This window comes from Caloranaerobacter azorensis DSM 13643, from assembly GCF_900129995.1.
Taxonomy (GTDB): domain Bacteria; phylum Bacillota; class Clostridia; order Tissierellales; family Thermohalobacteraceae; genus Caloranaerobacter; species Caloranaerobacter azorensis.
In genome coordinates this window covers 1-7391 of sequence record NZ_FQXO01000098.1, presented here as the reverse complement: position 1 = coordinate 7391, position 7391 = coordinate 1, and the positions used below count along the sequence as shown (strand labels likewise).

Annotated in this window: 7 protein-coding genes; all 7 read right to left on the bottom strand. The window is 31.0% G+C overall.

Translation table 11 applies throughout. From position 1 onward, the window contains the following. Nucleotides 1-49 precede the first annotated feature (49 nt). Complete coding sequence (locus BUB51_RS11475) at nt 50-1480, bottom strand: IS1182 family transposase (RefSeq protein ID WP_073197879.1); 1431 nt, start codon at nt 1478-1480, stop codon at nt 50-52. 145 nt (nt 1481-1625) lie between these two features. Beyond that, the gene (gene purB, locus BUB51_RS11470) at nt 1626-3056 is read right to left on the bottom strand and encodes an adenylosuccinate lyase (protein ID WP_073197877.1); all 1431 of its coding nucleotides are present in this window, start codon (nt 3054-3056) and stop codon (nt 1626-1628) included. Between the two features lie 21 nt (nt 3057-3077). Further along, nucleotides 3078-4268 carry a pyridoxal phosphate-dependent aminotransferase gene (locus tag BUB51_RS11465; protein ID WP_073197875.1) on the bottom strand — a complete coding sequence of 397 codons (1191 nt, stop codon included), beginning with the start codon at nt 4266-4268 and terminating at the stop codon, nt 3078-3080. 103 nt (nt 4269-4371) lie between these two features. After that, on the bottom strand, nt 4372-4740 hold the full coding sequence (locus BUB51_RS11460) for a PadR family transcriptional regulator (RefSeq protein ID WP_073197873.1): 369 nt from the start codon (nt 4738-4740) through the stop codon (nt 4372-4374). Between the two features lie 68 nt (nt 4741-4808). Then, nucleotides 4809-5069, bottom strand: coding sequence for a stage V sporulation protein S (locus BUB51_RS11455; RefSeq protein WP_035163586.1), 261 nt, complete (start codon nt 5067-5069; stop codon nt 4809-4811). Between the two features lie 181 nt (nt 5070-5250). Further along, entirely contained in the window at nt 5251-6771 is a 1521-nt protein-coding gene (gene rny / locus BUB51_RS11450) for a ribonuclease Y (RefSeq protein WP_250160155.1), read from the bottom strand. A 391-nt stretch (nt 6772-7162) separates the two neighbouring features. Then, complete coding sequence (locus tag BUB51_RS13195; RefSeq protein WP_159430368.1) at nt 7163-7309, bottom strand: hypothetical protein; 147 nt, start codon at nt 7307-7309, stop codon at nt 7163-7165. Between the last annotated feature and the right edge of the window lie 82 nt (nt 7310-7391).

Sequence of the window (7391 nt, the reverse complement as noted above, 5' to 3'; positions counted from 1 at the left end):
CAGGTTGATGACAAACCCACGATTTTTTTACATCGTGGGTTAAATTTTATTAAGCAACTAATTCAATTTTTCTAAAATAATTTCGCTTTTGATATTTTTGATAAAATATACAAAAAAGACTAGAAAAACGATTAGATAGCAGCATCGCTATCTTCTTTATATTCTGTACTACTGCTGTAAGATAACTTTGTTCTCTAACTTTTTCAATTCCACGGAAACGGCAATAGCGAAGCCCGTGGAGCTCTTTTGCATCCGCAAAGCTTCGCTCTATCGTTTCTTTTCTTCTATTGTATATATTTCTACCTATCTCTGTTTTTGTAAATTTTCTAACTTCTTCTTTGTAGCTTTCCCATACATGTCTTCTAATTGTTCTGATTTCTTGTTTTTCTGCTAAACATTTGTCTTTATATTTGCAATTTATACAATCTCTTTTATCACTTACATATTCGCTGTAACCTTCACGGGTAGTAGTTTTGTATGTAAGAAAACATAAATTAGGGCATACATAAACATCCCATTCCTCAACATATTGAAATCTATTCTTTGTATATTTTCCTTTTTTATGTGGTCCCAATCTATAGGCTATTGAGCCCTGAATATTTCTTTCTTTTAATCCTTTACAAATAGGAGCTGTATAATATCCAGCATCAAGCCCAACTTGTTCAATATTAAAACCAAATTTTTCTTTTTGATAATCTAATCTTTGTAAATATACAACTGCATCATTTACGTTACCAGGAGTTATATACACATCAGTAATTATGTTATTTTCACCATCTACTGTCCTATGTTCAAGATAAAAAAACCCCTTTGGTTTCCTATCTCTAACCATGTATCCGCTATCAGGATCTGTTGTGCTAATTTTGGTTTCTTTTATTTCGGGCTGATGTTCTTTTTTTTTAAGTGGTTTTTTATTATGTTTTTCTCTTTCTTCATTTACAGCTAATTCTAAATCTTCTATATAATCTTTAATAGATTTTTGTACTTGTTTTACTTCAAATTTATTTTTGTTAGCATTAGCTTTTATATGTGTTGAATCGGTATAAAGTACTTCACCTTTTATTAATTCTAATTCGATAGCCTTAAAAACAATTTTATCGAATATTTTTTCGTATATATCTGTACCAACAAACCTTCTTCTTCTATTTTGGCTTATCGTTGAATGGTGAGGAACTTTGTCACTTAAAGAAAGTCCTAAAAACCATCTATATGCTATATTAACTTTTATTTCTTCCACTAATCTTCTTTCTGACCTTATTCCGTATAGATAACCAATAAAGAGCATCTTAAATAACATAACAGGGTCTATCGAGGGACGTCCGTTATTCAAACAATATTTATCTTCTACTAAATCATATATAAAGTTGAAGTCTATATATTTATCTATTTTCCTTAAAAGGTGATCTTCAGGGACTAATTGGTCTAAAGCTATCATTTCTATTTGATTTCTTTTGTTCTTACTGTTTTCTCTGGTTATCATTTATCTCAGTCCTTTCGAATTAAGTTATATATTATTTATTCGACAAAAAGAAAGGGAATCCTTTTTGAAATCAGAATTCCCATTAATTTACATATATTTGTACTTTGTCAACAGTCTGAACCCCTTAATGGGGTTTTCTAATTTTTTAAACATTTAATTCTACATTCAACCCTAAAACGTCTTTATGTTTATTTAAGATCGGATCGATATATTCTTCAATAAATTCTACTACTTGTTCTGGAGCTCTTCCGATAAACTTCTCAGGGTCTAAAATGTCAAGTATTTCTTCTTTAGTTAAGTTTATCTTATCACAATTAATAATTCTATCTATAAGATCATTTTTTCCGCCTTGTTCTTTAACTACTTTACTTGCTTCCATAGAAAGCTGTCTAATTACTTCATGTAATTCTTGTCTATCTCCACCTTTTTTTACTGCCATCATAATAATATTTTCTGTTGCCATGAACGGTAGTTCACTTTCAATATGACTTTTTATAACTTCTTCATATACTACTAAACCACTAAATACATTTATTGCAATTTCTAATATAGCATCACACGCTAAAAATGATTGAGGTATAATTAAACGTCTATTAGCAGAATCATCCAACGTCCTTTCAAACCATTGTGTCGAAGCAGTCATAGCAGCACTGTTTAGGTTCGAAATTATATATCTAGCTAATGAAGCTATTCTTTCACTTCTCATTGGATTTCTTTTATATGCCATTGCCGAAGAACCTATTTGCTTTTTCTCAAATGGTTCTTCTATTTCTTTTAAATGTTGAAGTAATCTTATATCATTTGTTATTTTATGAAGCGTTTGAGCTATACCACTCAACACAGATAATACTTCAAAATCAATTTTTCTAGAATATGTTTGTCCTGTCACTGGATAAGTACTATTAAATCCTAATTTATATGCAACTAACTTATCTAATTTTTTAACTTTTTCATGATCATTGTCAAACAATTTTAAATAGCTAGCCTGTGTACCAGTTGTACCTTTAGCTCCTCTTAATTTAATATTGTTTATTCTATACTCCAAATTTTCATAATCTAAATATAAATCATGCAACCATAGTGCAGCTCTTTTACCAATAGTTGTTAATTGTGCAGGTTGAAAATGTGTAAATCCTAATGTTGGTACATCTTTATATTTTAAAGCAAATTTTCTTATTTTATCGATTAAATTTATGAGCTTTACTTTAATTAAATTCATAGCTTTATACATTAAAATCAGATCAGTATTATCTCCCACGAAAGCACTAGTAGCTCCTAAATGTATTATTGGTTTAGCTTTAGGACATTGAGCCCCAAAAGTGTGTACATGTGCCATAACATCATGTCTAAATTCTTTTTCTTTTTTACTCGCTAATTCAAAATCTATTTTCTCTTTATTTCTTTTCATTTCATCTAGTTGTTCTTCGCTTATGTTCAAACCTAATTCTTTTTGTGCTTCGGCTAATGCTATCCACAATTCTCTCCAAAGCCTATATTTCATTGTAGGAGAAAAAATCTGTGCCATTTCTTTACTTGCATATCTTGTTATTAATGGATTTTCATATTTATCTTTCATTACTTCGACTCCTCTCTTCTTCTACTTTAATAAGGCTTCGATTCTATTTAATCCCTCCATTATATTTTCCATAGAAGTTGCATATGACAATCTTATATAATCATCTGCACCAAAAGCAATACCAGGTACAACTGCAACATTTATATCGTTTAACAACAAATTAGCAAAATCTAATGAACTGTTAATTTTTTTGCCTTTAATTTCCTTACCTTTAATCTGAACAATATTAGCCATAACATAAAAAGCACCCGAAGGTTTTCTACAAGTTAATCCATTAATCGCATTTATTCTATCAACCATATAATTTCTTCTTTCTTCAAATTTATTCCTCATATATTCAATATCTTTTTGTTCACCTTTTAAACCTTCTAAACTAGCATACTGTGATATAGTACAAGGATTTGAAGTTGTATGACTTTGAATATTAGTCATAGCTTTAATGATTTCTGCATGAGCAGCTGCAAAACCTATTCTCCATCCAGTCATTGCATAAGCTTTTGACATACCATTAATTACAATAGTTAAATCTTTAATCTCTTTATTAAGAGAAGCTATACTTATGTGTTTTTTCCCATCATAAATTAATTTTTCATAAATTTCATCAGATATTATAAAAATATTATTATCAATTGCTATTTTTGCTATTTGTTCTAACTCTTCTCTATCATAAACAGCTCCTGTTGGATTACTAGGTGAATTTATAATTATAGCTTTCGTCTTATCTGTTATTGATTTTTTCAACTCTTCTACGTTATATTTAAAACCCTCTTCTTCTTTAGTTTCTAAAAATATAGGCTTTCCACCTGCTAATTTAACCATTTCAGGATAGCTTACCCAATAAGGCACAGGAATTATAACTTCATCTCCCTGATTGAGAATAGCAGTCAAAGCATTAAATATCGAATGTTTAGCTCCATTCGATACAATTATATTTTGAAGAGTATACTCTATATTATTATCTTTTTTCAATTTCTGACAAATAGCTTCTCTTAACTCTAAAACGCCAGCTGAAGCAGTATATCGAGTATTTCCTTCTTTAATTGTCTTAATACCGGCTTCTTGTATATTTTTAGGTGTGTCAAAATCAGGTTCACCAGCACCAAAACTTATGACTTCTATACCTCTTTGTTTCATTTCTTTCGCTTTAGCTGTTATTTCCAATGTTACAGATGGTGATATGCTTAATGCTTTTTCCGATAATTTAAAATCCATATCTTTTACCCCTCCATAGATAATTTATATCAAACAATAAGGGTTTTTCTACATTATTAGTTTAATATCCTTCATTACTTAGAAATATTAATAAAAATTAATACTATCTGCCGTATATATCTGTCAATATACATTTAATAATATCCAAAGAATCTATAAATATACTTTCATACAACAATTTTATTCTTTTATAATGTTCAGATCCCTCATTTGTAATCCTATATTTCCTTATAGACCTTTTATCTGGCTCTATCCACCAACCTGTAATATAGCCATTTTCCTCTAATTCTCTCAACAATGGATATACCATACCAGGACTTGGCTCCCATTTAAAATTTAATCTGCGCTTTATTTCTTCAATTATTTCATTACCATAATAACTTTTTTCTCTCAATAAATGCAATATATACAATTTTACAAAAGATGTAGTACTTATTTTTGAAGGGAATTGTCTATTTCTTTGATTTTTCATTTCAATCGCTCCTTAGAAAATTATACTTTATAAACAAAAAACCTGCAATAATGCAGGTTTTCCCGAACTTATCTAGGTTGTACAATTAATTTGATTGCAGTTCTTTCTTCCCCATCAATCTCAATGTCAGTAAAAGCTGGTATACACACTAAGTCCACACCACTAGGAGCAACAAATCCTCTAGCTATTGCTACCGCTTTAACTGCCTGATTAAGCGCCCCAGCACCTATTGCTTGAATTTCTGCAGAACCTTTTTCACGCAATACACCTGCTAATGCTCCTGCGACAGAATTTGGATTTGACTTTGCTGATACTTTTAATACATCCATTTATAAAGCCCCCTTTTGTATTTATAATTAATTAATAAACTTATTATTACACTACAATACATTTATTCTACAAATAACAAAAAAATCCTCTTTTCCTAAAAAAATTTTTTAAATTTATTTCAAATTTTTTGATTTATTTAAAACATTATATTATAAAATAAAGAGAAGAAATATCTTCCCTTTATTTCGCATATTCAATAGCTCTTGTTTCTCTAATTACATTAACCTTGATTTGTCCTGGATATTCTAATTCACTTTCTATCCTCTTAACAATTTCTCTAGCAATAAGTACTATATCATTATCAAATACCTCTTCTGGTTTTACCATAACACGTATTTCTCTACCTGCCTGTATTGCATAAGATTTTTCAACACCTTCAAAAGAGTTTGCGATTTCTTCCAATTTTTCTAATCTCTTGATATATGCCTCTAATGTTTCCCTTCTTGCTCCTGGGCGAGCTGCTGAAATAGCATCTGCCGCTTGAACTAACACTGCTTCTACTGTTTGCGGTTCGATATCTCCATGATGCGCAGCTATTGCATGTACTATTTCTTTAGATTCTCTATATTTTCTTGCTAAATCTGCACCTATAGTAACGTGTGGTCCTTCCATCTCATGGTCAACCGCTTTCCCTATATCGTGTAATAAGCCAGCTCGTTTTGCTATTTTCACATCTGCACCTAACTCGGCTGCCATAAGTCCTGCCAAATGTGATACTTCTATAGAATGCTTTAATACATTCTGACCATAGCTTGTTCTAAATTTCAATCTGCCTAAAAGTCTTATTAGTTCTGAATGTAAACCATGTACTCCACAATCAAAAGCTGCTTGTTCTCCTTCTTCACGTATATGAGCTTCCACTTCTCTTTTTGCTTTTTCAACCATTTCTTCTATTCTAGCCGGATGTATTCTGCCATCAACTATTAATTTTTCAAGTGCTATCCTGGCGATTTCTCTTCTAATTGGATCAAAACCTGAAAGAATAACAGCTTCTGGTGTATCATCTATTATAAGATCAATTCCAGTTAAAGTTTCTAAAGTTCTAATATTTCTACCTTCTCTTCCTATAATTCTACCTTTCATTTCATCGTTTGGTAAAGAAACAACAGTTACTGTTGTTTCAGCCACATGGTCTGCCGCACATTTCTGTATTGCATACGAAATGATTTCTCTCGCTTTTTTATCTGCTTCTTCTTTTGCTTTACTTTCTATTTCTTTAATCATAACAGCAGCTTCATGTGTCACTTCTTTTTTAATATCGCCTAACAAGATTTCTCTTGCTTCTTCAGATGTTAATCCCGACAACCTTTCTAATTCCTCAATTTGCTTTTGATACAGTTCATCAATAGACGTTTCTTTTTCTTCTAATTCCTTTATCTTTTTTGCTAAGGACTCTTCTTTATGCTGCAACATTTCACTTTTTTTATCTAACATCTCTTCTTTATATACTAATCGCCTCTCTAACTTTTGCAATTCACTTCTTCTTTCCCTGTTTTCTCTTTCAACTTCATTTCGCATTCTGTGAATTTCTTCTTTAGCTTCTAGTAAAAGCTCTTTTTTATTAGTTTCAGCTTGCCTTTGAGCTTCTTCAATTATTTTCTTTGCAGCTTCCTCAGCACTTTTAATTTTACCTTCTGCAATTCCTTTTCTGATTAAATAACCAGTTATAGTCCCAATTCCAACGCCTGTTATTGCTATCAATATTTCTACAATAATAAAGCACCTCCTCTACTATTTTCTTTTCAAGTTACGTTATCCCATAAAACATAACCTTATAAAAAATCGATTCCTATTACCGGATTTTTAAATTCCGACTTTCAATTTTAATAAAATATAAAATATAAACCGAGTAAACTCGGCTTATGAGTTGTTACCTGTATTTTTTAATCTTTAAGTAACAACAAACAATTACCAATTTCCGCTTTTATTTTATTACTTTTTGTAACTTATGTCAAGTTATTTCCAATTTATTACTTCAATAACATCATGGACTAAACAGATAATCGAGTAGGAGGTAGATGATTAATTCATCTACCGACCTCTCACACCACCGTACGTACCGTTCGGTATACGGCGGTTCATTAGGTTAAGTTCAAACTTGAACTCTGGCTTTCGCTATTGATGATGCCGAAGGTATACTACACGCTTCCTTCCTATCTTGGACTTCCAGTCCTACTTCAGTCGGAGAGCCTTCATATGAAGTTTTCTGTGGTCTTTGCATACCTCTCGAATCTTTCAATGCTACTTACCTCCCTAATGTTCGGTCCTTCCCTATCTATCCTAGGTTTTGATAGGTACTATGACCTCTGCTGACTTCTCAA

Coding starts and splice junctions, on each gene's coding strand:
- BUB51_RS11460 (WP_073197873.1), bottom strand. CDS start 4,740: ATGAAAAATCAAAGAAATAGACAATTCCCTTCAAAAATAAGTACTACA.
- BUB51_RS11455 (WP_035163586.1), bottom strand. CDS start 5,069: ATGGATGTATTAAAAGTATCAGCAAAGTCAAATCCAAATTCTGTCGCA.
- purB (WP_073197877.1), bottom strand. CDS start 3,056: ATGAAAGATAAATATGAAAATCCATTAATAACAAGATATGCAAGTAAA.
- BUB51_RS11475 (WP_073197879.1), bottom strand. CDS start 1,480: ATGATAACCAGAGAAAACAGTAAGAACAAAAGAAATCAAATAGAAATG.
- BUB51_RS11465 (WP_073197875.1), bottom strand. CDS start 4,268: ATGGATTTTAAATTATCGGAAAAAGCATTAAGCATATCACCATCTGTA.